The organism is Lysinibacillus pakistanensis, assembly GCF_030123245.1.
GTDB classification, from domain to species: Bacteria; Bacillota; Bacilli; order Bacillales_A; family Planococcaceae; genus Lysinibacillus; species Lysinibacillus pakistanensis.
The window spans coordinates 3,011,919-3,037,414 of sequence record NZ_CP126101.1 but is presented as its reverse complement, the minus strand read 5'-3'; the positions used below and the strand labels follow the sequence as shown (position 1 = coordinate 3,037,414).

Genomic DNA, 25,496 nt, shown 5'->3' with positions numbered 1-25,496 from the left:
GTAAGGAGTGAGAAAGATGGATGAACAAGCTTTTTTATATTTACTTAAACAATATGAACAGACCATGTATCGTATGGCCTTTGCCTATTTAAAAAATGAGCATGATGCTATTGAGGCTGTACAAGAAGCTACTTATCGAAGCTTAAAAAAGAAACATACATTAAAAGAATCAGCTTATTTTGGAACATGGCTTGTTCGAATTTTACTAAATGTTTGTCATGATATGCGTAATAAAAGTATGCGATTTCATTTGCAGGAAGATATTGAGATTGAAGAAAACGTACATACCCACGACCGCTTTGAAATGACGGATATCATTACCAAACTACCAAAGGAGCAACAGGAGCTTATTTTTCTAAAATATTTTCATGACTATAGAAATCAAGATATTGCTGCCATTCAAAATATACCAGAAGGTACTGTAAAATCTAGATTGCATTCGGCATTAAAAAAGCTAAGACTTTATTTTCAGGAGAAAGGGGAATTGTAGATGAAGAAGGAAGAAAAGTATGACTATGATACATTTGTCCAGGAATTAGCACAAATTCATGTTCCAAATGATCAACTAGCTGCGGCACGTATGGAAAGTGTCCGTCGCTATCGAAAAGAAAACCGCAAACGTCTGCAAATATGGAAAGGCATGGCTCTAACCTGTGCACTTCTAATGATTTTTGTGGGAACTATCCGTTTATCTCCCGCTTTTGCTAGTGTCGTTAGTAATATTCCAGGTCTTGCACCACTTGTTCAGATGATTACGTATGATAAAGGTGTTGCTGATATCCTTGATCATCACTATTATGAGGAATTAGGGCAAACCCAAACCAAAAATGACTTATCGTTTACACTTCAGGGGGTAATTGCCGATGAAACAGGGATGATTTTACCCTATAAAATTTCTTCACCAATGGATCTTAGTGATTCAGTTACTGAGAAAATAGAGCTTCGATTAAACGGTGAAGCAGTAAATGCCCAAGTAGATTTTCACCGATATCGTGAGGAAAAAGTTTTTCAAATTGAAGACAATCTGATTGTCACATTCTTTGACCCAATAAATTATGAAAATGCCCAATTTGAATTATATATACAATTTGCGGATGAAAAACAAACTGAATTTACGTTTCCATTTGCACTTAAAAAAGGAATTGCGAAAGCAAAGATCTATGAATTGAATGAGAAAATGAGCTTCGAAGGACAGAATATTACGGTAAAGTCAGTCTCTATTTCACCAATTCGTACAGGTGTAACAATCGCACTTGACCCCAATAATGAGGAAAAAATTGTTGATTTCGATGATATACGTATTTTGGATGAAAAAGGGGAGGAATGGTCTGCAATCGATAGAGGTACAGTTGCTACAGGATCAGTGGATGAAGGAACAACGTACTATATGCAAAGTAATTACTTTAGAGAGCCCAAGAAGTTAACGTTATCTATTGGCAAAGTATTGATAGTACGAAAAGAACAGGATTATATAGATGTAGATTTTAATCAAAACAAAGTAGTATCCAAGCCATCTATTCCAGGGTTACAAGTTAAAGTAGAAAAACCAATGGTGACATTAAATATACCAACCTCAAGTTATATAAAAGGATTTAATGGGAATGCAACAGATGCAAATGATTATGATGTAGACGCAGAAAGTGAAGATATAAATAGTAATAATGACTATCTGACTGAGCAAATTGAAATATTGAATCTAAATGGAGTTGCCAATCCAGTTCGTCTTTCTTTTATTACAGATGAACTCTATTTAGAGGGAACACAAAAAGTAGATATACCCTTGAAATAAGAGTAATATTTCCATATTTTCAAAAGAGAGAAACGTTCATTTTTGAGCGTTTCTTTTTTATATCAAAATCAATCAAGGTTCCTGAAATATATAGTAAATAATGGGTGATTAGTATATAATATTTATTATTTTTCAATATATGGGGGAATTCTGGTGAAACTGGTACTACCACTAACAAGTATAATTAGTTTATCTCAAAAGGAAGAAAGAGAGGATATGAAGTACTGGGGAAAAAAGGCGAATGATACTAATAAGCCTCAAGAAGAAGAATTTGAGTTGCTGAATTAATAGGAGGAATAGAATGTTAGTTGATATAAATTGTCCCGTTGAATTGCTTGAGTATCAGTTATATAGAAGTAAAAAAACAGGAAAAGTTTATTGTTCATTTAGATTTAATAATATTTCAGAAAAAAGTATAAAAGGCTTTAAAGCTACTATCTATTGTTATGATCAATTTGGCGAGCCAGTAGGGATGGAATCAAATAGCTTTGAATACACACAGCAGTTAACGGAATCAATAAAGCCCAACCAGCCTTTTGATAACGGGGAAAAAATTCCATTAGATAATTTTCGTCATACAAGGAAAATGGATATAGTCATTCATAAAGTACTGTTTAGTGATGAAACAACATGGTCTAAAAAGGAAACTGAACTAGAGGAAGTAGAACTAAAAGAAATTAACAACCCCAAGCAATTATCTTATGTTAAAGCACATGAAGGAAATGATGCAAAATACTATTCACAAATAATAAATGATAAATGGTTATGTATATGTGGACGTCTTAACTTGGAGGATATGAAAACCTGTAAACGATGCAAAAGAGAAAAAGATCATGTTCTTTCAAATTATAGAAATGATAAAACAATAAATGAAAATATTACATTCTATGAAAAACAGATTGAAGATCATAAAAAGAAAGAACTAGCAGAAAAAGAACGTCAGCATAAAATATATAAGAAAAAAATGAAGAAAGTCATTATGTATTGCTCGATGTTTATAAGTCTTTTATTGCTTATCGGTATTGCGGTTTTTGGCTTTATCACCAAGTTTACATTTTCGTGGGATAATTATCTTTTATTAAAAGATAAGAATAACTCTTTAATTGAGGCCGTTAAAATGGAAGATATAAAGAATATAGAATTTTTACTTAAAAACGGTGCAAAAGTTACTTTTATTAATAAAGACGGTGAAAATTCTGTAAGTGAAGCTATAAAATTATCAAATAAAAAAATAGCTATGTCATTAATGAATAAAGAAATAGGAAGTATAAAGGTTGGTAAAGAAAAAAATACACTTGCACATATTGCAGTCATAAATAACCAATATGAAATACTAAAAGAGCTTCATCCATTTGGGGTTGATATGAATGTAAAAAATGAGCAAGGACACACGGTTCTATACTATGCAATGAAAATAGGGAACAGAGATATGATTGACTATCTTGTTAATGAAATTAAAGTAAATCCTCAAGAAGTGGACAATGAGGGAAATAATATAGTCCAAGTAGCCCTATTACATCAGTTAAACAATACAGAATTATTAAAGGACTTAGTGAACCTGGACATTGATTTGAATAGAAAGAATGCAGCGGGCCAAAATACATATGAAACGGCTATTCTTACTCAAAATAAAGATATTGTTCAACTATTTATAGATAAAGGACTAAATCTCAATAAGGTTGATGAAAATGGAAATAATGCTATCCATGTTTTACTTAATCATAAAAAAGGTGATATGACTTTCTTGTCTGAGCTAATGAAAAAGGGAACAGATCTAAATGGACTTAATAAGCAAGGTCAAACACCGTTATATTTAGCTATATTGAATGGAGATAAAAATACTGTTGAGGTACTAATAAAAAATAAGCCAAATCTAAATAGTGTAAATAGTAACGGGGAGTCAGCGGTCGAGATTGCTGAAAAGCATAACCAATCATTGGTGGAATTATTTGAACGGGATAAATTTATCATTAAGATCGATAAACAAAAAAATGTATTTTTAGTAAATGGAATTACCTTAGGTTCTTCGAGAAAAGATGTAGTTAATCGATTAGGTGCTCCAGATAAAAAAGGTTTTAAATATTTTGACAATACTATAGCCTGTAATTATTATTACTTAAATGATAATACGGGGAAAAAAATAGAGACAGAATATTGCTTTTATGATGACGATACGATTGAATCTATTTCGTTTGATTTTTATTCTAAACATCTGAATGAAAAATGGTATAAAAATTTAGGAAAACCATTTGTTAATGAAGAAGCCCCTATCTTCTATTTAAAGGGTTCTGAACAAACATTACTATTAAAACCAAATGAAAAGATAGGGTTTCTTTCATATGCGGATGGAAATTTTTATTATTATTACGAAAAAAATTGAGCTGAAATTTAATTAGCAAAAAATAAGCTACTAAGTTTTTAAGAAAAATTTCTTCAAAAACTTAGTAGCTTTTTGCATTTTCCAAATTAAATTTTTCATTTAAAATAGGCTAAATGAAATTCTATGCCTCAGCATCAGGCGTAAATGTACGTGTAGCTAATTCCGCATCTAGCATAAAGATAGCATTGGAGTCGTTCTCAATACGTTCAATTTTACGAATTAGTGTGTCGAAAGTTGATTCTTCCTCTACCTGCTCATCAATAAACCATTTTAAGAATGCCATAGTCGCATGCTCACGTTCATCTAAAGCGATGTCTGACAAATTGTAAATACGACGTGTCACTTCTTTTTCATGAGAAAGTGCAGTTTTGAAGGCATCTAAAATAGATTCGAAATGGTTACCTGGGCTTTCAAAGCCTTGGATGGTTGCACGGTAGCCCATATCACTTAGGAAATTATAAAATTTCATGGCATGGAAGCGTTCCTCCTCCGCCTGTACTAAAAAGAAATTGGCAAAGCCATCATAATCTTGATCCGTGCAGTACGCAGCCATCGCCATATAGGCATGTGCGGAGTAAAATTCAAAATTCATTTGATCATTTAATGCTGTGTGTAGTTTTTCAGATAACATAAAAGTTTTCCTCCCTTTGCAGTAAATACCTTCTGCTTGCTTCTAGTATACAGCGAAGAGAGGCAGACATACAAAAATTTAATTTTTCACAGTAATCCCTACAAAACTCAATTGATATTTGTTCTCAATTAGCATTTTTTATCAAATTCATATTGAGATACTAATACTTTATATAGAGGAATTAAAAAATCACCCAGAATATTTCGAGGGCACTGAAAAAGTCCATTATTGAAATTAGGTAGTTGAAAAGTTCAATTAAATCGAACTTTCAACTGCCTTTTTACTTTATAATAATGATATTAAAAGTAAGTATGTAGGTGATATCCCGATGATTTCAAACCAAGAATCTCTTAATCTTAGTCCGTTTATGGCCATATATGACATTGTTGTACCGAAGGATAATATGCTTCGGCAAATAAATGAGCTTGTTGATTTCTCTTTTATTTTAGACGAACTGAAAAACAAATATTGTCTTGATAATGGTCGTAATGCGGTACCTCCCATTCGCATGTTTAAATATTTACTATTAAAATCAATATTCGATTTATCCGATGTAGATGTGGTAGAACGTTCTAAATATGATATGTCGTTTAAATATTTTTTAGATATGGCACCAGAAGACTCTGTCATTAATCCAAGTTCACTAACGAAATTCCGTAAGCTCCGTCTCCAAGATATGAGCTTATTAGGTATGCTCATTGGCAAAACTGTAGAGATTGCAATAGAGAAAGAAGTCATTAAAAATAAAACAATAATCGTGGACGCCACCCATACAAAAGCACGTTATAATCAAAAATCACCTATAGAATTTTTACAAGAGAAATCAAAAAATGTAAGAAAAGCTGTTTATCAAATCGATGAATCGATGAAAGAGAATTTCCCACCAAAGACAAATTCTAACGAAATAAATGATGAAGTGGATTACTGTCGTCAAGTCATCGAGGTAGTTGAATCTCAACCTCAAATTGAGATGATTCCAACTGTAAAAGAAAAACTAAATGTCCTAAAAGAAGTGGTACAAGATTATGAGGAGAAGTTAAGTTATTCGATAGATCCAGATGCACGTATTGGACATAAATCAGCGGATTCTTCTTTCTTTGGTTTTAAAACACATATTGCAATGAGTGATGAGCGAATAATAACAGCTGCGGTAGTAACTACTGGGGAGAAGAGTGATGGAAAATACCTTCAAGAATTAGTTGAAAAAAGTAAAGAAACAGGTATGACCATTGATACAGTCATTGGTGATACAGCCTATTCTGAAAAAGACAATATCCAGTATGCAAAAAAAGAAGAATTCCAACTTATATCTAAACTAAATCCACAAATCACGCAAGGTGGACGAACAAAAGAAGATGAATTTGAGTTTAATAAAGATGCTGGTATGTATGTGTGTAAAGCTGGCCACATGGCAATTCGTAAAGCACGGACAGGAAAGAAAAATCAAGGACAAAATCAAAAACATACGTATTATTTTGATATCGAAAAATGTAAAATATGTGCTTTCCGCGAAGGTTGTTATAAAGAAGGGGCAAAAAGTAAAACATATTCAGTTTCAATCAAATCTACTGAGCATAAGGAACAAGAAGCATTCCAAAACAGTGAAGAGTTTAAGGAGCTCGCACGTACTCGCTATAAAATAGAGGCGAAAAATAGTGAATTAAAAAATAGACACGGATATGACACGGCGATAGCTTCGGGTCTATTTGGTATGGAAATACAAAGTGCAACAGCCATTTTCACTGTGAATTTGAAACGAATTATTACGCTTTTAAAAGAAAAAAATAGTAAAGGAGAATAAAAAAAGACAACTTTCGTTCGTAACAAGAAGTTGTCTTTTTTAAGTTAGGCTATTTCAACAATAAAAATTATATGTTTTTCAGTGCCCTCAATATTTCTAGGTGATTTTTTCAAATATTTTATTTTGTGTTTTTCTTTTGATTTTTGACACCCACTAAATAACCACCAAGGGCAATACCGACTAACACAATCCAGAAAGTTACTTTCCATAAAGTGGAGTGAGGGAATTCATGTGGAATTACACCTAGTTTTTCATGTGCTAATGTTAGGACGGCTAGTTTTACACCAACCCAGCCAACAATTAGGAAGGCAGCTGTTTCAAGGGATGGGAATTTATCGAGCACACGCACAAACCAACGTGCTGCAAATCGCATCATAATCACACCGATAATTCCTCCTAGGAACATAACTGCAAATTGCCCTGCATTAATGCCGCCAATATCAAAATCTCCAATATGTGGTAACGTTACTGCAATAGCAACTGCTGCTAAAATCGAATCAACTGCAAAGGCGATATCAGCTAATTCTACTTTCATTACAGTCACCCAGAAGCCAGATTTCTTTTTAGGCTCTTCAATTTCTTCCGGATTTTGCGAGGCCTTCCGAGAATCATAAATATGCTTGATAGACATAAATAATAAATAGGCAGCCCCTATAGCTTGAATTTGCCAGAAATTAACGAGTGTTGTGATAAGGAATAGCGCGGCAAAGCGGAAAATAAATGCACCCACTAAACCATATAATAATGCTTTTTGTTGCTGAGCCTTTGGTAAATGTTTGACCATTACAGCCATTACGACAGCGTTATCAGCAGCTAATAAACCCTCTAGTACAATTAATACAACGAGTACCCATGCGTATTCAAATAAAATTGCCTCCAAATTTGTTTCCTCCTTTAATCTTTTAATAGAAGTGAATGACTGCTTTTAACTTAGTCTTTCCCTATTTTAGGCAAAAGAAAAAGACCTATGCCTAAAAATAGGCAAAGGTCTTGCTAAGCGATTAACTGTATGTATACAGAAAAAATATCTTATCATTTAAGATATGCCTTCACACCCGATGGCCAAAAACCATGTAATGACGAATGTGAAATCAGATGGATTACTCACATCTGCTAGCTACTCCCCTTTGACAATAATGTCAAAAGCAATTCAATTCTTTATAATTGAATTATAGCACTTTTAAAATTAAATGCAAATAGAAATATGAAAATATGGCGAAAAAATACTTTTGGAATGGTTTAAACAAGTGGTACTATTGGAGATAAGTGAAAAAATTTAGCAGCTTGAGAGGGGAACATATGTATAAAAAGTTTTTTTCATATTACAAACCACATAAGCGACTGTTTGTTATCGATTTTTCAAGTGCCATTATTGTCGCCATTTTAGAACTTGCATTTCCATTAGCAGTACAATGGTTTATTGATGAGCTTTTACCTACGGGTGATTGGGGTATGATAGTCAAAGTTAGTGTATTATTACTGCTTGTCTATGTACTGAGCACGGTTCTTAACTTTATCGTCAATTATTTGGGGCATAAGCTGGGCATTAACATTGAAACAGATATGCGGAAAGAGCTCTTTACGCATGTTCAACGACAATCGTTTCGATTCTTTGATAATACAAAAACAGGTCATATCATGAGTCGGATCACAAATGATTTATTTGATATTGGGGAGTTTGCACATCATGGGCCAGAAGATTTATTTATTGCGATAATGACGTTTGTTGGTGCATTTGCTATTATGTTTAATGTTAATCCAACGCTGGCTTTAATTGCAGCGATTATGGTGCCATTTTTAACATGGCTAGTAACGTTTAGTAATGTAAAAATGAATAATGCATGGAAAACTATGTATGGAAAAATTGCTGATGTCAATGGGCGTGTAGAGGATAGCGTATCTGGTGTACGTGTCGTTAAATCCTTTACAAATGAAGCGTTTGAAATTGAACGTTTTCAAGAGCAAAATGGCTTTTTCCGCTCTGCGAAATTGTATGCTTATAAAATTATGGCAGGGACACACTCTAGTATTTATATGATGACACGCTTATTAACGTTAGTTGTACTTGTTGTTGGGGCATGGCTAAGCTTTAATGGAAAACTTTCTTATGGAGAACTGGTAAGCTTTGTTTTATATACAAATGTTCTCATTAAGCCTATTGATAAAATTAGTGCATTATTAGAGCTATATCCAAAGGGAATGGCAGGTTTTAAACGTTTCCGTGAGTTAATTGAGCAAGACCCTGAAATTCAAGATCAGGATGGAGCAAAAAACGTTACACACCTTTATGGGGATATTTCATTTAACAGTGTTCATTTTAATTATGATTCTTCAAAAACGGTGTTATCGGATATTACATTTGATATACAGGCTGGGCAGACGATTGCCTTTGTAGGTCCATCAGGTGCAGGCAAAACAACGATTTGTTCCTTAATTCCGAGATTTTACGATGTAAGCAGTGGAGCTATTACAATTGATGGCATAGATATACGAAATATGACACAGTCTTCATTACGTTCACAAATTGGTATCGTTCAGCAGGATGTTTTCTTATTCACTGGAACGATTCGTGAAAATATTGCTTATGGAAGACTAGAAGCTAATGAGGAAGAAATTCAAGAGGCAGCTAGAAAAGCACATTTAGAGGATTTTATAGCAGAGTTGCCGGATGGCTATGAAACACAGATCGGGGAGCGTGGCTTGAAGCTTTCTGGTGGTCAAAAGCAACGAATTGCCATTGCACGAATGTTCCTTAAAAATCCACCAATTTTAATTTTAGATGAAGCAACCTCTGCTTTAGATACGGAAACAGAAATGATTATCCAGCAGTCATTAACTAAGCTTGCAGAAAATCGAACAACCCTTGTGATTGCTCATCGATTAGCAACTATTCGCAATGCTGATCGTGTTCTTGTCGTTACACCAAATGGCATCGAAGAGGATGGCACTTATGATGAGCTAGTTGAGCAAAATGGTCTATTTGCTAAGCTACACCATATTCAGTTTCGCAAAGGTCAAGGTGAATCTATACAACAATATGTAGAAGTCCCATAGATAAATAAATCTCCCCTTATCTTAAAGGGGGAGATTTATTATGAAGCAATAAAAATGCCAAGACTATTGGGAGCTTTCCTTTGTTTTCTTTTGCTTATTCGAAGAAGTTCGTGTGTAATCTTGTGGAGCCAATGCTTTATTACGTTCTGTATAGCCTTTTGGTGATAGTCGGAAGATGGATTTTTTAATGGTAGACCAATTTAAATCTGTGGCAAGATTCATGTAAGAATAACCATAAATTCGAATGTTACATAAGTACAAAAGTGTCAAGTATAGAGAGATAAAAAATCCAAATAAACCCAAAAATCCACTAGCAAGAATAAAAATGACACGTAATAAGCTGATTGTTGTGACTAGGGATTGGTTCACTAATGTAAATGAAGCAATTGTAGAGATGGCAATGATCACAATCATTTCTGGACTTGTTACACCAGCACGGATGGCTGCATCCCCAATAATTAATCCACCTACAACACTTATCGTTCCTCCAATAACAGAGGGGAGCCGTAAACCAGCTTCACGGAATAATTCGAACATGAGTAGCATAAGTAGCATTTCAAGTGAAGAGGGGAGCGGTAGCCCTGTTTTCGCTTGGACAACTGTTGCTAAAAGCTGCAATGGTAGCTGATTTTGATGGTAGGTTGTCAAGGCTAACCAAAATGCTGGTAACAATAAGCCAATTAAAATCCCGGATATCCTTAATAAACGTTCAACAGAACTAAAGATAATAGGGTATTCATTATCTTCAGCCGATTTTAATAATAGGAATAAATTCACAGGTGTGATAACAGCATATGCTACACCATCAACGAATATAAGAAAACGCCCCCTGATTAAAGCTTGAATGGCATAATCAGGACGTCCTGTATAATCAAATTTTGGGAAAAGCTTAGAGTTTTTATTAATACGTTCCATTAATAAATCCCCACTGAACACTATATCTGTATCAACAGATGCCAATTGCTTTTTAATGCCGTGTAAAATATCCATATCGACAATATCATCAAAATAAAGAATGGCCACGGTTGTTTTTGATCGTTTACCTAGCTCTACTTTTTCGACACAAAAAGAATTAGTCGGTAATCGTTTTCTCAAAAGTGCTATATTGACCCGTATATCCTCAATAAAATTATCACGAGGTCCCTTTACAAGAACCTCCATTCTCGTTTCTTCAGGATTTCGATTAGGCTTTTTTGCAATATTACTCGCATATAACAATTCCTCTTCCTCAAAATAAAGCAGAAGAGACCCCGTATAGACAAATGTAATAGCCTCTTCTTTGTCCTTAACCTTTTGCAGTGTAGGGATATGGAGTTCCTTTTCAATATTTTCTTCCAGCGGAGCATCTGTTAAATGATCAAAGAGATATTGAACGCGCTTTATAATGACTTCATTGAGTAACTGCTGGTCGATCATTGAATCACAGGTAACGAAATGTACTTTGTGTTGATTAAATGTATATTCCTGAAATTGAATATCAGCAGATTTTTGAAACAATTTTTTTAAGGTGCTCAGGTCTATAGCCTTCTCCTGCTGAGGCATTATGATTCACCACTTTCCATTTCTTGTTTGTCGGATTTCCCCTTTTTTGCGGATTTATCTGAAAAGAATGCTACTAGGACGAGAAAAACAGAGATTGCAAAAAAGAAAATAACAGTAGCTGTTAATATATAGTTCCCTTTCACCTTTAAAAATATGTTTTCATTCAAAATAATTAATGGTAAACAAATAAAGAAAAATGGTGGAGCGAGCATTTTCCAAATTTGCTTTGGCTTACTAGTCATTTTTAATAAATCAGCCACTATATATAACATAAAGCTAACTCTTATAAATGTTCCAGTAAGCCATTGATAGATTGAGAAAAAGTCTAAATGCTCTATATAGCGACCGATGGAAACTAATCCCCATTCCTCATAGGCAGGGTATCTTTGCTTAGCGGCTTCTACTGGGCCAAATTCTGTAATTGCACCTATAAGAGGTCCTAATGTAAGCCCCATTAAAATGAAAAGCATGATGCCAAAATGATACCAGCGGATACGGTCTTTATACTGATGCTGAAGAAATAACAACATCAATAGCTCAATGAATCCTGATGTAGGATAGATTGCTCCCTTTAGAACAGGTGAAAAACCATGCTCAAAAAAGGGAAGTAATAAATGATATTCCTTCACCTGAATATTTGTAAATGCTACAAAGAATCCAAAAACTACTACTCCAAACAATACAAAAACATTTAAGATAACGATCGTCTGTAGACTAGTTGTGACAAGTAAAATACAAAGAATTGTATAAATAAATAGCAAAATGATAACTGGTGTTTGTGGTAAAAACGTAGTGTTCACCCATTGTAGCGTTTCAACCATCGTAAAAGCTGCTAAAATAATCAAAAATATAGCGATACAATAAATAACAATTGTTGAGGCTGTTTTTCCAATAGTTCCATCTAACCAATCTCTTATAGGTTCTTGTTTTGACTTTGATTGAATATAAACTAACAAAAGTAACCAGAAGATTATAATGACCGCGGCTATTAACACAGATGCCCACCCATCTCTTTTTGCAACGTCAAGCAGCGGTGGAATAATCGTCACATGGTTTTTTAAACCAATAACAGTCATGGATAAGAAAATAACATGTAAAATACTAATTGATCCTACATTCTTCATATGAAAACCCTCTATCGTTAATTGATACCATTCAGTTTTGACAAAAAGTGAGCGGTTTATAAGTATGTTGACATTCTCTCAAAAGGAGAGTTTTAAAGTGATTCAAGCCATAAAAAATGCGAGGAACTGACGTATATACATCAGTTTCCTCGCATCTTGAACTTTTTATGTTTAGTGAATATATTGCATACTTACAAGATCATTCTTTAACACATCTGTTGGGATTTCGAATTCAACAACACCCATATAACCAGGAGCAACTTCATATTTATCGAAGGAAATGACAAGCTTCCCTTTATCTGAAATATAGAATTGTTGTTCAGCATTAATTGTTTTAAATTCTTCAAAAAGCTCCTTGTCAGGAATGCCTCCTCCTTTTACCCAGAACACTTTATCTGAGTCAGAAGCAGCTTGTTTACGCATCTGCTCAATAATGTTTTCACTGATAGTTTTAATATAACTATCGTCTTTAAAGAGCATTGGAAGTGTAATTAAAATTTCATTTTGTTTATCAATTGTATCGTAGTGCATAGTTGTAGAAGATGATGCAACTGTATTGACAGTGTAACGACCAATCGATAAGATTTGGTCATTGTCAGTTTTAATGTCGTAGCCGCTATCTACTCCTAAATGACCACCTCCATTTGCCTTCAAATCTCCAACCTCGGTGATAAAGTTATCATAGAGGGCTTTTCCTTCTGCACGGTATTTTTCATTTAAAGTATTAGCAAGCTTTTGATTTTCAAGATTTTCAATAGAAGGCACCTTAATGTTCGCATCGTAAGTGTCCTCAGCTACTTCATATTCCGTCCATGTTAAAACCTTCACAACACTGCCAACTACAGGGATTTCAGAAAGTGTACGTGCCATTGCAGGACTAACATTTAAACCTGCAGTAAAAAGCATAGCGGCCGCTGCTGAACCAAGTAACCATTGCGGTGCCCGTTTTTTTCTCTTCTTTTTCCCTTGTTGTAGTGCATGTTCAACTACAAAATCAAGCTCCTTTGGAATGGGTACTTTATTATATTGCTTTTCTAGTTCTTTTAATTTTTCATCCATGTGCTGTTTCTCCCTTCACATCTTGCAATTGTATTTTTAGAAGTTTTAGCGCTTTATAAAGACGCGATTTGGCTGTACTCAGCTTTATGTTAAGGATAGTGGCAACATCAGCGAGCTTTAAATCTTCAAAATAGTGTAAAATGACAACTTCCCGATACATTTGAGGTAACTCGTCTAATGCATGTTCTAAGTCCACATTTTCATAGACGTCCTCCTGAGCTGGTGTTAAATATTGCAATGTATCATCATCTGTCACTTGTAAGCGTTTATGCTTACGTAAAAAATCTATGGCTGTCCGTACGACAATTTTATAAAACCAGCTTTTCATATACTCGACATTTTCGAGTCGGTGGAGCGAAAGCATGGCTTTTTGGATACTGTCCTGTACGACATCTAGTGCGTCCTGTTCATTTTTTGTATAGCTATACGCGAGCAAATAAAATCGCTCTTTTTGTTCACGAATGAATTGGACAAACACCTCTTCATGTTGAAATGCATTTCTTGTTTTCATGTCCAAAGAAGCTCCTTTTTAACATTTTCAAATTGTATACAACTACTAGACGTATGGGGAAACAAAAAAAGTTGATGAAATGATAAAACTTACCCTCATAATAAGATAAGTTTTATCATTTCATCGTAGCTACATACTTCATAAGGTAGTCTTCAATCAATCTAATAGTTACCATAAAATAAGCGATTACGTAAAGAGGATAGCATAGTCATAATTTAGTTACCCAACGTATATAAACATAAGGAGGGCATACTCTTGCCTAGCATAATTACCTATCATTCTTGATTTACCGTAACGAAATGAAAGTTGCCAGTAAATATCAGTCAGCTTGATAGCGTAATTGGTTAGCATTATGTATCTATTGCATTTCTATAAAAACAAAAATATTCTATTTTAAGTATCGATTTTTGTGTATTATGTAGATAATAATGTTTTTTACGTAAAGGGGATGTGATGACATTTGAGTTTAACAAATCATCTCAGAGTGTTTATTTGTGTAGTGTTTATGGGTGTATTGGTGGGATATGTTTTTAATGCGAAAAAAGATATAACAGACAATGAATATATTGAAGTAGTAAAAGAAGGATATTTGTCCAATTTTTCAGATGTCACGGTTCGCAATGCTTTTAATTATGCGTTTTTTGAACCATATTGGCGATATTATGAGGCAAAAACAGGGGAGCATGTTGTCGAATTATCTGGTGATATTACGTTTCAAGGGAAAAAAGGACATGCCATCTTACAATTTGTTGTAGACGAACAAAACATGGCGTTTTCTGCTCATGCGATGAAATTTAATGATAATGTGTTAAGTGTTGAGCAAAAAAACAATTTGATTGGCATGGTTTATAAGACTTGGCAGATGAAGCAGCTTGCATATCAATAAGCTTTTTTATTTTATAAAAAGTACGTCCTATATTACAGTAGAAAGGGGGAACCTACAGAGAGGATGTTTTCAATGAAGTTAAGTATTTTAGATCAAATGCCTATCCCTAAAGGTCACACGGCTGAGGAGGCATTTCAACGTACAGAACAATTGGCACTTTTAGGTGAGTCGCTCGGATATCATCGTATGTGGCTGGCAGAACACCATAATAGTAACTCGTTGGCAAGCTCTGCTCCAGAAGTGACAGCCGCTTTTTTAGCTGCGAAAACGAAACGGCTTCGTATTGGTACGGGTGGAGTAATGATGATGCACTATTCACCCTATAAGCTAGCAGAGGTCTTTAAAACATTAAGCGGCTTGGCGCCGAATCGTATTGACTTTGGCGTTGGCAGAGCCCCTGGTGGCGATCATGCAGCTATTTATGCACTAGCAGAAGGGCGCAGACAGCGTTTTACGGAGCAATATGACAAGCTTGAAATTATATTAAAATTGATGAATAACCAAAAAACGGGAGAGTATGTTTATGATCAGGTCATAGCAGCACCCGTCGATATTCAGTTACCTGAGGCATGGTTGCTTGGCTCTAGCGGACAAAGTGCTATGCAGGCAGGACAGCTTGGTGTGGGCTATTCCTATGCTCAATTTTTTACGGGCAATATGTCCAAGGATATTTTCGATTCTTATAGAGCTTACTTTACTCCTTCTTATTACATGGAAAAACCTCAAATTATCGTTACCTATGCTGCAACTGTTGCAGATACCTTAGAGGAAGCAGAATATTTGGCTAAGCCTATAGATATTACTCGGTTGCACTTGATGAAAGGGCAAATTATCCAAGGTATGTCACCTGAGGAGGCGAAGGATTTCCCGCTGACAGAAATGGATCAAATGTCAATAGCGAATAATCGCAAAGCTAATCTTGTAGGAACGCCCAAGGATATCGCTGACTTTTTAGTAGCAGAGCAAGAGCATTATGGATTTGACGAAGTTATGCTGAACTGCAATCAATATGCACAAAAATGCCGCATGAATTGTTATAAGCTACTTGCAAAAGAGTTATTATAGAATCAAAATGTCCAATGCATGATGTTGATTTCTGCATTGGACATTTTTTTATATTTTAGCTGAGCCACTAACAAACTCTGTTTCTTTATAATACATATTTTTAACAAGCACATTTGGTCCTAAGCATTTTACTGCAGGACAATGACAGTTAAGAGATTTTGCTAAATCCGTGGCCATCCATTTTTCAAAAATAGCTGGTAGTTCATCATTCACAATATTGCCAAGTGCTGGTGTATCGCCAAAGTCTGTGACAATAACATCACCTGTGAAAATATTGATATTTAAGCGAGAGCGACCATCGGGATCATTACGCATCGTTACATTTTTTGCTGCTCTTAGTCGTTTTAAAAGCAGTTGATCTTCTTCATTCATACTGCATGGATAAAAAGGTAGGGTACCAAAGAGCATCCATGTGTTTTCATCCCGAACATCCAGCAGATGATGAATCGCATCACGAGTTTCCTTTAGTGATAAAGAGGTGAGGGCGCTGGCAAAATCAGATGGGTACATAGGGTGCACCTCATGACGTGCACATTTCATCTCATGGATAATTTGTTGATGAATATGTTCAAGATAGGGTAGTGTTTTTTTGTTTAACATCGTTTCAGCAGATACCATGACACCATGCTCAGCAAGCATTTTAGAGTTATCAATCATGCGTTGGAATAATGCTGCACGCTGTTCATAAGTTGGTTTTCTCTCCATCATCGCAAAGCCAGTTTCGACAAATTCATCAATAGTACCCCAGTTATGGGAAATATGTAGCACATCTAAATAAGGTGCAATCAGTAAGTAACGTTCTGGCTCCAATGTTAAGTTGGAGTTAATTTGAGTACGTACCCCTCGTTCATGTGCATATTTTAAAAGCGGCAATACATAATTTTGGACAGATTTTTTACTCATCATCGGTTCGCCACCTGTTATGCTGAGTGTTTTTAAATGTGGAATTTCCTCTAGGCGTTTTATGATTAACTCAATTGGTAATGCCTCAGGATCTTTTGTTTGCAATGTATAGCCAACTGCGCAATGTGCACAGCGCATATTACATAGAGTTGTTGTAGTAAATTCAATATTGGATAGGGTCATATGTCCATGTTGCTGAACATCTAAATACGCTTCCCAAGGATCAAAGGCAGGCGTAATTTTTTGTAGGGTCGTCATAATTCGTACATCTTCCTTTCTAGCAATCTATTGTCTCATATTCGTCGCTATTTTCAAGCATGAAATTATCAAAAGGGATATTTTTAGGATAATTTCCGCCTTCATTTTGTGAATGATATTGTTCTTTAAACCAAATGTTGGATAAAGAAAAACGATTTTGCTGTTATTTTTTTAGAAAAACGTTATGATAGAAAGAGCGAAATGGTAACATAGCACCAAAGAAAGTAGGATATAACATGACAAAGTATGAAACTTTATTGTTTGATGTAGATGACACCTTATTAGATTTTGATATTGCTGAAAATGTAGCACTTGATCATCTATTTAAGCAGGAAAATATCGCAGCAACTCCAACATTGTTTGCACGGTATAAAGAAATAAATGAATCTATGTGGCGTGCTTTTGAACGCGGTGAGGTGGCTAAAGATACACTCCACAATACACGATTTTCCATTGCATTAAAGGAATTCGGCTATGATGTTGATGGAAGCTATTTTGAAGCAATCTTTCAAAAATATTTGAAGGAGGCACATCATTATGTTGACGGTGCCTATGAAGTCATTGAGCAGCTAGCTAATCATTATGATTTATATGTTGTTTCTAATGGTAAAACAGACACTCAAAATAAACGATTACAGGATGCACAACTTGCTCAATTTTTTAAAGGTATCTTTATTTCAGAGCAAACTGGCTTTCAGAAACCTATGCCAGCCTTTTTTGACTACGTTTTTGAACGCATTGATGGATTACAAAAGAGTAAAACATTAATCATTGGGGATTCATTAACATCTGATATTAAAGGAGGATTACAAGCAGGCATTGATACATGCTGGTTTAATATACGTCATATTGACAATACAAGTACAATTCAACCGCATTATGAAATAAAACAGCTACACGAGCTACATGTTCTATTAGATAACAAAATAACTCTTTTATAGATAATGCTCACTACACTTCACCCATTTGCAAATGGAAGTGTAGTTTTTTGATTGGAAAATTTCTAGGACTAGAGATCTGATGGAGTATGTGCTAAAAATACTATATTTTTACAAAGTGGATTCCAGTATGATAGTTTTAGATGAAAGGAAAGGAGCAGCAACATGAAAGGAAAAATTAGAACAGGAGTACTAGTAGGAATACTAAGTATTTCATTGGTAACTCCTTTGCAAGCACATGCCTATCAAGAGCCCACTGATTATGTACATATGAAAACATCTAATATGATCGTTTACTCTGCCTATGGTGCCAAAATTAATGCCTCTGAAAAGGGCGATACGTTTAGTATTAAAGCCACTATTGTCAATAACCGCCAGCCTCTAGAAATTGAAATTTTCAAGAATGGAAAGGATGGAATTTTAAAACAAGTGGCTAAAAAAGGGGTAATGGAGCCTGTTGCTTATCGAGACTTAGGAGATCGCGTAATTGCCACAATTCATAATAGTGCGGAATTAAAATTTGTAAATCCACCGCCAATTTATTTTCGAGATACAGATAATTCGGTGTATAGTTCGTATATTTCTACATTAGCTGAACGGGGTATTGTTCAAGGCAGAACAGCAGATTATTTTGGCGTTAATGATTCTTTAACGCGTGCACAATTTAGTGCATTACTAGCTCGTGCATTCAGTTTTCAGCCAGTTCAAGCAACCCAATTTAAAGATATAAATGCCAAGAAATCCTGGTATGGGGGCTATGTTGGAGCATTACATTCTTTAGGAATTATCAAAGGAAAATCTCAGAATTTATTTGACCCTAATGGGAAAATTACACGACAACAGGCAATATTAATGCTTGGCCGAACTTTGGATGCGGTAGATTTTGTTCAAGAAGAATTTGTGTCTTTACCTTATCAAGATAGCTTCGATCTACAGGAGGAAGCTTTGCACCATACGCAAACCTTATATGCAATCGGAGCTTTAAATGACAATATGAATTTATTACCAAATCAGATGATTTCACGAGGTGAGTTTGCTAAAATGCTAGCGGTATCATTAGAAGCTGCTGGAAGGTTGTAATAATGAACAGTAAGTCGAGGACATGATGTCTCTCGACTTTTTAATTAGTTAGACTTAGTTGTTTCGCCTCGAAGTTTGATAATGGGACTGAATGTAGATGTATAGATGATTACTATTTCATATGTATATTGGTATAAAAAACATAACAACAGGCAAACCTTTTATGAGACTAGTTTCCATGAAAGGGGAAATTGACGATGACTACGGTTTTAACAGCAAATAAACGTGAAAAAGGAAGTCGCTCATCTTTAACGCAGCTGAGACAGAACGGTGCTATTCCAGGTGTAGTCTATGGCTATCAAATGGAGCCAACAACCATCACTGTGGATGCTAGAGCATTTGCCAAAATACTAGCTACGTTCGGAAATAAAAGTGTCTTTCATTTAGATATGGATGGCAGGCAGATTAATGCGGTATTAACGGAAGTGCAACGCTGTGCGCTTAAAGGCAATGTAAAACATGTGGATTTTAAATCGATCAATATGTCTGAGGAGCTTGAGGTAGATATTCCAGTGACAGTGGTTGGACATGCCGCAGGAGTTGCTGATGGAGGATTTCTTTTACAGCCTAATCGTGAGGTACGTATAAAGGTGAAGCCAATAGAAATTCCTGAATCGATAGAGGTAGATGTCACTAATTTAGCGATTGGGACTTCTCTCTATGTTGGAGATATCCGTCAGCAGTTTTCTTTTGATATCTTACAGGAGGATGATTATACATTAGTGACAATCACACCGCCTGCTGCTGAAAATGAACAAGAAGATGATACAGTGGATGATACACCTGAAGTGATAGAAGCGACAGGACAAAATACTGCTGAACCAAGAGAATAGCGCAAAAGAGGAGCCATCTTACATACGGTAAGTGGCTCCTTGCTGTTTATTGAATAAACTGCTGTATAGATTTACGATAACGGAAATACATGACTAGGTAAATAGCAAAGGCTACTAAAAATAGCCATGGAGGGATAAAACGCATAAGGGCAAAGGGTGTTTCAAATAAAAAAGCAAAAAGGAAAGCAAAACCTTCTTTATCCCATAAACCTGGCGTAAAATAAGCATCTTTTATATGGAGAAACTTAGAAAAGTTGCCATTGTTATAAAAAATCATAAACCATATAAAAGTGAGTATCGCCCAATTGCTGGAATGCTTCATTAATCGTTTATATTTTGCGATTTGGGAATCATTATCAGAAAATAATTGATCATTACCATCTTTTCTTTTTACCCAATAAAAAGTACCATCATATGATTTTTCTTTTAATGCTTGCCATCCAAAATCCTCATATAACTGTTTATAGTTTGTTCGGTCTTCTTTCCGAAGATCTTGCTGACAATCAATACGGATAACCTGCTCAAGATCAGTCGTATTTTTAAATGTATAAAAACCAGTAGAATTTATTTTTGTACAAACCCATCCTTTGGACAGCATATCATTTAACCATTGTTCTTCTTTATCGATATCAAAAAAGATTTTAAACTTTTTCATTTTCATCAGCCCCCTCATATAAAGATAAAATTCGCTGTAATCTTTGTTGCTCGGCTGCTAATATTTTTAGCCCCTCGGCCGTTGTTCGGTAAACCTTACGTCTCGTGTCCTGTGTCTCGACAGGAGAAATCCAATGATATTTCAATAGATTTTCAATTGCTCCATACATAGTGCCAGCAGCAATTCTTACACTCCCAGCGCTCATTTCCTCGATTTTTTGCATCATTGCATAGCCATGTAATGGTTCACGTAAGGCGAGTAGAATGTAATGCATGGTTTCAGATAAAGGTAGTAATTTATGTTTTTTCACAAGTTCACCTCTTATACAGTCTAACTATATAGTTTGATTATATATAGTTGAACTGTATATTGCAACTGAATAAAAAAGACAATGCACTTTTTTGCATTGTCTTGAAGCTTATACTACGGCGCTTTTCACGCCAGTCCATCTCATAAATAATTTTTCATTAAAAGTTAAAGCAAATTGTACGATTGGTCCGAGTCCAAAAGCCATCAGTAGAGTACCAATACCAATGGGACCACCTAGTAAAAAGCCAATCACAGCAACCGTTACTTCCATAGTTGTTCGGGAGCGTGTGACACTCCAGCCTAGTTTATGAACCATAAGTAACATGAGCGTATCCCGAGGGCCAATGCCTAAATTTGCTACCATATACATACCACAGCCCCAGCCCAATAAGACTAGTCCTGTTAGATAGGAAATGAGCTGCATCCAAAAACCATCGATGTCAGGCAGCCAGTAGTTAAAAATATCGATAAAAATGCCTGCTAAAAACATATCGATAAAGGTCCCTGGTAATGGGAATTTTTTCGTAATAGCCATATCAAAGGCTAAGATTGCAAGTCCTAGTAAGATGGACCAAGTGCCAATCGATAACCCAATTGATTTTGTTAAGCCGATGTGTAGTACATCCCAAGAGCCAACACCAAAGAGTTGACCTTTAATAGTTAGTGTAATACCAAAAGAAAGCACAATAATGCCTGTTATGAAAAACAAACAGCGCATAAAAAAAGCTTGTTTCATTTTTTAACCCTCATTCATCCGGAATTTCCTGTTGTCTATCAAATTATTATAGCAATGGATTTTCAATATGTCCGAAGATAGTCATTTCACATTTTTCAAAAAAAACGGTTTATCTTTATCGTGAGAGGGCAAAATAGATGAAGTAGAAGAAAGGATGGGATGAAATGACTTCTGTACGTGAAGAAATTTTAGAAGTTTTGAATCGTGAAAAAATAGGAACAATGGCAACGGTGGAAAATGGTAAACCTTACTCGCGCTACATGACGTTTCAACATGAAGATTTTGTGTTATATACGGTGACAAATAAACATTCTGAGAAAATGGAAGAGCTTCGCAAAAATCCATATACCCATATATTATATGGCTACGAAAATGGAGGCTTTGGTGATACGTATGTTGAAATAGAGGGTAAACTCACAGAAGTACACGAGGAAGGCATTAAAAATAAAATAGCAGAATTTTTTACAAGTATTTTTGTTGGCAATCAAGACGAAATGGTAACACTTAAAATCGAACCTATTCGCATGCGCTTAATGAATAAAAAAGGGCAGCCTCCAAAAGAGCTAGAATTTACAAACGACCATGAATAATTGGTCGTTTTTATGTGCCTAAAAGCCAAGCATTTCCTTAAATCAAAATAGCAATAAAATTTATGAATTCAACCGTTGAATGAACGAAAATCAAGATATAAGTGGAAAAAGGGAATACACATATATAACATCCAAAAAGAAATAATTATCTATTCCTTAAAATTTTACATAAAGACACTTGCGAAAAACAGTTAAGTATAGTTAACTTAACTAAAAGAGAATAGGAGTTGAGAATATTGAGGTTGTTTGAAGGGATCTTAATTGTAGTTCATATTATTTGGCTTTTTTCTTTTTTATTTAGATTCGATGCAAAAATAAAAAGGATAATTAATGTTATCACACTAATTTTTTTGGTTGTCCATTTGGGGTTTGAAGGTTACAGATGGCAAATGGGATTAACCTATATATTATTTATTCTTTTAACTGCTTTCACCATAAAGCCATTTTACGAAGAAAAAGTTACACTTGTAAGCGTGAATAATAAACGGAAGGTCAAAAAGCTTTTATACATATTTTTTATTCTTATTTATATGTTCAGTAGCCTTGGTTTAGTCACTATCATGCCTGTATTTCAACTTCCAAAGCCTACAGGTCCTTTTGAAGTTGGTATGAATTCAAGGCATTTAATAGATGACTCCAGACATGACTCGAAACAAAAAGCTCGGGAATTAATGATACAAATATGGTATCCAGCTGAGTTGGAAGATAATTCAAAGGATATTCAATATGAATCCTTTCCTTACGAAGAATGGTCGGGCACGCTGGAATTTATTTTTTCAGTGCCACGTTATCTATTTGAGTATTTAAAATACGGTCAAACTAATAGTATAAAAGATATAGCAGTATCCAATAAAGAAGATAAATATCCCGTTCTTTTATTTTCTCACGGATTTGGTAGTACTAGAATGCAAAGTATTTCCCAAATGGAGGAATTGGCAAGTCATGGCTATATTGTTGTCAGCGTTGACCATACGAATGATGCAGCCTATACAAAATTCCCAGATGGACAGGAAGTTACGAATCAAGCAGACGCATATTCTTATTCATATAATATTGAAGATGAGAAAGATGTAAAAACGAGATCAAAAGATATGAGCTATGTACTAAATCAATTAACAATGTTAAACGGTAATGACCCTAAAAGCTTGCTTACTGGAAAGATGGATATGGACAAAATCGGAATATTTGGTCATTCATATGGAGGTTCAACAGCTGCCCAAGCATTGTTGGATGATAGCAGAATTTCGGCAGGAATCAACATAGATGGACCATTGCATGAACCAGTGGCTAGCTCAGGATTTGAACAACCATTTATGTTTATTTTAGATGAAGATTATCTTTACTTATCAGACGAAGAAATTCAATACACGAATATCACCCTGGAGGAATTTCGAAAATATCATGATAAAATCAAGGATCTTGCAGATTTTCACTATAAAGAGGGAATAAAGGGAGATACTTTTATGCTTACTTTTATAGCAGGAGATCATTATACCTTTACGGATTTCCCTTATCTCTCTCCATTGTTGTCATGGAATATTGACGTTAATCAATTTCATCAAGTAATGAATGGGTATATTTTGGCTTTCTTTGATCACTATGTGAAAGATAAAGCTCCTGATCCATTACTAATGAAAGAGGAAAAAGAAGATAAGTTTTATTATTTTAACACTAATATGAAACATCATTGATAGAACATGGGACTAAATTATTCCATTAGATGATATAGTGAACAGGGTGAAGAAAAAACGACCTAAAAGCTGTTGCTTTAGGGTCGTTGTTAAATTATAAAGCACGATTTTTTAACTTCTGATTCAATATTTTTGCTTGGGCTAAAGCCTGTGAATCGTTTGCGATTTCTCCAGGCTTATTGCCATTTCCGATAATATAGGAGGAAAAAGGCATTTTCAGGAAATCGAAAATATAATGGAATTGCTGAATCATCGGAAGTCCCTTAATATTGGGAGCATCGCCACCAACGGCAAGGACGATTGCCTCTGTCGTCTGAAGCTTTTCCTTGAGCTGTGGGAAACGTTCATCACGAATGGCATGGCTTAAGCGATCTATCATATTTTTCATGATACCTGACATGCTGTACCAATAAATTGGTGTTGCGAAAATCACAATATCACTAGTAAGAAATGCTTGAATAATTTGATCATAATCATCATCTACAAACTGAAAGCCGTTGTCGTCATGACGTAAATCGTGAATAGGCTTAATCGTTATATTTTTTAAATCTATTTTTTGATGTGGAATATCTGCTAATACATAATCAGCTAGCTGTTCACTATTACTAGCGATTCTGGAGCTCCCGATAAAAGCAGTAATGTTCATAAAAATCCTCCTCTATCTTTCAGGTTATAACTAGTGTAAACTTAATTTAATTATCGATAAAGCTGAATGTTTCGATAAAATATATCGAAAAAAACGATTTAGGGGTGTTTATAATGGATTTAAAACAGCTACAAACGTTTTTAACCGCTGCAGAAACATTAAGTTTTACACAGACAGCACAGTTACTTGATTATGCTCAGTCTAGTATTACAGCACAAATTAAATCACTTGAAGAGGAGCTCGGGGTAATTCTTTTTGAGAGGCTTGGCAAGCGTGTCACTCTTACGGATGAGGGCAAGCGATTACAACAGTATGCCCAAAAAATGCTGGAGTTAAATAGCGAAATGAAAAAGGCAGTGTCCAATGAACAAGCACAAGTGGTGTTAAAAATTGGCGCACAGGAAAGTCAGTGTGTTTACCGTCTTCCAAGTATTTTGCAACAATATCAGAAAGCCTATCCACAAATAAAAATCATTTTTAAGCCGGTCCATACAACTGAAATTGCCAAAGATCTATTGCAGTCTGGAAATCTCGATGTAGCCTTTATTTCTGATGCTTATAAGGAAACACCTATGTTGTATCGTGAGCGACTTATCCAGGAACAAATAATCTTTGTAAGTGCCCCAACTAGCATAAAAAGCCATACACTATCAGCGCATCAATTATCAGCAGAGACAATGCTTCTAACTGAAAATGGGTGCTCTTATCGCAATCAATTAGAAGCACAACTACAGCAAGAGGGGGTGCTGCCATTACAAATTATTGAATTTGCAAGTATTGAAGCTATTAAACAATGTGTGATGGCAGGATTAGGTATTACATTTTTACCCAAAATGGTAGTGGAGAAAGAACTAGAGGATGGACAGTTCATCGAATTACAATCTTCGTTCAATATCAAGCCTATTTACACGGATATTGCTTGGCATAAAGATAAGCATATTCAGCCGTACCTTAGTGATTTCATAGAGATTGCAAGGAATTGGTATCGAACATTGTAAAAGCAAAGGTGCCTGTA

25 protein-coding genes are annotated in these 25,496 nt (G+C 35.0%); 14 read left to right on the top strand and 11 right to left on the bottom strand.

The features are described 5' to 3' along the window. Window positions 1–16 precede the first annotated feature (16 nt). The 4 genes from QNH24_RS15025 to QNH24_RS15010 all read left to right on the top strand — a co-directional run bounded on the left by QNH24_RS15025 (window position 17) and on the right by QNH24_RS15010 (window position 4,169). On the top strand, window positions 17–490 hold the full coding sequence (locus tag QNH24_RS15025) for a sigma-70 family RNA polymerase sigma factor (RefSeq protein ID WP_283868380.1): 474 nt from the start codon (window positions 17–19) through the stop codon (window positions 488–490). Continuing rightward, on the top strand, window positions 491–1,789 hold the full coding sequence (locus QNH24_RS15020) for a DUF4179 domain-containing protein (RefSeq protein ID WP_283868379.1): 1,299 nt from the start codon (window positions 491–493) through the stop codon (window positions 1,787–1,789). It begins immediately after the preceding gene. 153 nt (window positions 1,790–1,942) lie between these two features. After that, on the top strand, window positions 1,943–2,077 hold the full coding sequence (locus QNH24_RS15015) for a hypothetical protein (RefSeq protein ID WP_283868378.1): 135 nt from the start codon (window positions 1,943–1,945) through the stop codon (window positions 2,075–2,077). A gap of 13 nt (window positions 2,078–2,090) precedes the next feature. Then, window positions 2,091–4,169, top strand: a complete 2,079-nt coding sequence (locus QNH24_RS15010; RefSeq protein WP_283868377.1) for an ankyrin repeat domain-containing protein — start codon at window positions 2,091–2,093, stop codon at window positions 4,167–4,169. Window positions 4,170–4,290: 121 nt separating this feature from the next. Here the strand turns inward: QNH24_RS15010 and QNH24_RS15005 are convergent, their stop codons facing one another. After that, entirely contained in the window at window positions 4,291–4,800 is a 510-nt protein-coding gene (locus tag QNH24_RS15005) for a ferritin (protein ID WP_054610593.1), read from the bottom strand. A gap of 328 nt (window positions 4,801–5,128) precedes the next feature. Here QNH24_RS15005 and QNH24_RS15000 point away from each other — a divergent pair, with 328 nt between their 5' ends. Beyond that, window positions 5,129–6,601 carry an IS1182 family transposase gene (locus tag QNH24_RS15000; protein WP_283868376.1) on the top strand — a complete coding sequence of 491 codons (1,473 nt, stop codon included), beginning with the start codon at window positions 5,129–5,131 and terminating at the stop codon, window positions 6,599–6,601. A gap of 118 nt (window positions 6,602–6,719) precedes the next feature. On the opposite strand, the gene QNH24_RS14995 is transcribed toward QNH24_RS15000, so the two are convergent. After that, complete coding sequence (locus QNH24_RS14995) at window positions 6,720–7,481, bottom strand: TerC family protein (RefSeq protein WP_054771834.1); 762 nt, start codon at window positions 7,479–7,481, stop codon at window positions 6,720–6,722. Between the two features lie 419 nt (window positions 7,482–7,900). Here QNH24_RS14995 and QNH24_RS14990 point away from each other — a divergent pair, with 419 nt between their 5' ends. Further along, entirely contained in the window at window positions 7,901–9,655 is a 1,755-nt protein-coding gene (locus tag QNH24_RS14990; protein ID WP_283868375.1) for an ABC transporter ATP-binding protein, read from the top strand. Window positions 9,656–9,718: 63 nt separating this feature from the next. Here the strand turns inward: QNH24_RS14990 and QNH24_RS14985 are convergent, their stop codons facing one another. From QNH24_RS14985 to sigV, 4 genes are all read right to left on the bottom strand, one after another. Continuing rightward, on the bottom strand, window positions 9,719–11,197 hold the full coding sequence (locus QNH24_RS14985; RefSeq protein WP_283868374.1) for a spore germination protein: 1,479 nt from the start codon (window positions 11,195–11,197) through the stop codon (window positions 9,719–9,721). Next, window positions 11,197–12,321, bottom strand: coding sequence for an endospore germination permease (locus QNH24_RS14980; RefSeq protein WP_283868373.1), 1,125 nt, complete (start codon window positions 12,319–12,321; stop codon window positions 11,197–11,199). The genes QNH24_RS14985 and QNH24_RS14980 overlap by 1 nt, the downstream gene beginning before the upstream one ends. Window positions 12,322–12,492: 171 nt before the next feature. Beyond that, on the bottom strand, window positions 12,493–13,380 hold the full coding sequence (gene rsiV / locus QNH24_RS14975) for an anti-sigma-V factor RsiV (RefSeq protein WP_283868372.1): 888 nt from the start codon (window positions 13,378–13,380) through the stop codon (window positions 12,493–12,495). Then, window positions 13,373–13,891, bottom strand: coding sequence for an RNA polymerase sigma factor SigV (gene sigV, locus QNH24_RS14970; RefSeq protein ID WP_283868371.1), 519 nt, complete (start codon window positions 13,889–13,891; stop codon window positions 13,373–13,375). Before sigV ends, rsiV begins: the two co-directional genes overlap by 8 nt. A 460-nt stretch (window positions 13,892–14,351) precedes the next feature. Between sigV and QNH24_RS14965 the strand changes: the two genes are divergently transcribed. Continuing rightward, the gene (locus tag QNH24_RS14965) at window positions 14,352–14,777 is read left to right on the top strand and encodes a hypothetical protein (RefSeq protein ID WP_283868370.1); all 426 of its coding nucleotides are present in this window, start codon (window positions 14,352–14,354) and stop codon (window positions 14,775–14,777) included. Window positions 14,778–14,849: 72 nt separating this feature from the next. After that, window positions 14,850–15,842, top strand: coding sequence for an LLM class flavin-dependent oxidoreductase (locus QNH24_RS14960; protein ID WP_283868369.1), 993 nt, complete (start codon window positions 14,850–14,852; stop codon window positions 15,840–15,842). 48 nt (window positions 15,843–15,890) lie between these two features. On the opposite strand, the gene yfkAB is transcribed toward QNH24_RS14960, so the two are convergent. Further along, window positions 15,891–17,003 (bottom strand): radical SAM/CxCxxxxC motif protein YfkAB, encoded by a 1,113-nt coding sequence (gene yfkAB, locus QNH24_RS14955; RefSeq protein WP_283868368.1) that lies wholly within the window; start codon window positions 17,001–17,003, stop codon window positions 15,891–15,893. Between the two features lie 236 nt (window positions 17,004–17,239). On the opposite strand from yfkAB, the gene QNH24_RS14950 reads away from it, so the two are divergent. The 3 genes from QNH24_RS14950 (at window position 17,240) to QNH24_RS14940 (ending at window position 19,854) form a co-directional block, all read left to right on the top strand. Next, window positions 17,240–17,944, top strand: a complete 705-nt coding sequence (locus QNH24_RS14950) for a YjjG family noncanonical pyrimidine nucleotidase (protein ID WP_283868367.1) — start codon at window positions 17,240–17,242, stop codon at window positions 17,942–17,944. A 162-nt stretch (window positions 17,945–18,106) separates the two neighbouring features. Continuing rightward, window positions 18,107–19,021 (top strand): S-layer homology domain-containing protein, encoded by a 915-nt coding sequence (locus QNH24_RS14945; RefSeq protein WP_283868366.1) that lies wholly within the window; start codon window positions 18,107–18,109, stop codon window positions 19,019–19,021. Between the two features lie 197 nt (window positions 19,022–19,218). Continuing rightward, window positions 19,219–19,854: a 50S ribosomal protein L25/general stress protein Ctc gene (locus tag QNH24_RS14940; RefSeq protein WP_283868365.1), complete on the top strand. Its 636-nt coding sequence runs from the start codon at window positions 19,219–19,221 to the stop codon at window positions 19,852–19,854. A 46-nt stretch (window positions 19,855–19,900) separates the two neighbouring features. Here the strand turns inward: QNH24_RS14940 and QNH24_RS14935 are convergent, their stop codons facing one another. The 3 genes from QNH24_RS14935 to QNH24_RS14925 all read right to left on the bottom strand — a co-directional run bounded on the left by QNH24_RS14935 (window position 19,901) and on the right by QNH24_RS14925 (window position 21,554). Continuing rightward, the gene (locus QNH24_RS14935) at window positions 19,901–20,509 is read right to left on the bottom strand and encodes a DUF2812 domain-containing protein (protein WP_283868364.1); all 609 of its coding nucleotides are present in this window, start codon (window positions 20,507–20,509) and stop codon (window positions 19,901–19,903) included. Then, window positions 20,496–20,783, bottom strand: coding sequence for a PadR family transcriptional regulator (locus tag QNH24_RS14930; protein WP_283872857.1), 288 nt, complete (start codon window positions 20,781–20,783; stop codon window positions 20,496–20,498). Before QNH24_RS14930 ends, QNH24_RS14935 begins: the two co-directional genes overlap by 14 nt. A gap of 144 nt (window positions 20,784–20,927) precedes the next feature. Then, window positions 20,928–21,554 carry a YczE/YyaS/YitT family protein gene (locus QNH24_RS14925; RefSeq protein ID WP_283868363.1) on the bottom strand — a complete coding sequence of 209 codons (627 nt, stop codon included), beginning with the start codon at window positions 21,552–21,554 and terminating at the stop codon, window positions 20,928–20,930. A 164-nt stretch (window positions 21,555–21,718) separates the two neighbouring features. Between QNH24_RS14925 and QNH24_RS14920 the strand changes: the two genes are divergently transcribed. Continuing rightward, window positions 21,719–22,144, top strand: coding sequence for a pyridoxamine 5'-phosphate oxidase family protein (locus QNH24_RS14920; RefSeq protein ID WP_283868362.1), 426 nt, complete (start codon window positions 21,719–21,721; stop codon window positions 22,142–22,144). Between the two features lie 236 nt (window positions 22,145–22,380). Beyond that, complete coding sequence (locus QNH24_RS14915) at window positions 22,381–23,835, top strand: alpha/beta hydrolase family protein (protein ID WP_283868361.1); 1,455 nt, start codon at window positions 22,381–22,383, stop codon at window positions 23,833–23,835. A gap of 94 nt (window positions 23,836–23,929) precedes the next feature. On the opposite strand, the gene QNH24_RS14910 is transcribed toward QNH24_RS14915, so the two are convergent. Beyond that, on the bottom strand, window positions 23,930–24,481 hold the full coding sequence (locus tag QNH24_RS14910) for a flavodoxin family protein (protein ID WP_283868360.1): 552 nt from the start codon (window positions 24,479–24,481) through the stop codon (window positions 23,930–23,932). 113 nt (window positions 24,482–24,594) lie between these two features. On the opposite strand from QNH24_RS14910, the gene QNH24_RS14905 reads away from it, so the two are divergent. Continuing rightward, on the top strand, window positions 24,595–25,479 hold the full coding sequence (locus QNH24_RS14905; protein WP_283868359.1) for a LysR family transcriptional regulator: 885 nt from the start codon (window positions 24,595–24,597) through the stop codon (window positions 25,477–25,479). Window positions 25,480–25,496: the final 17 nt, after the last annotated feature.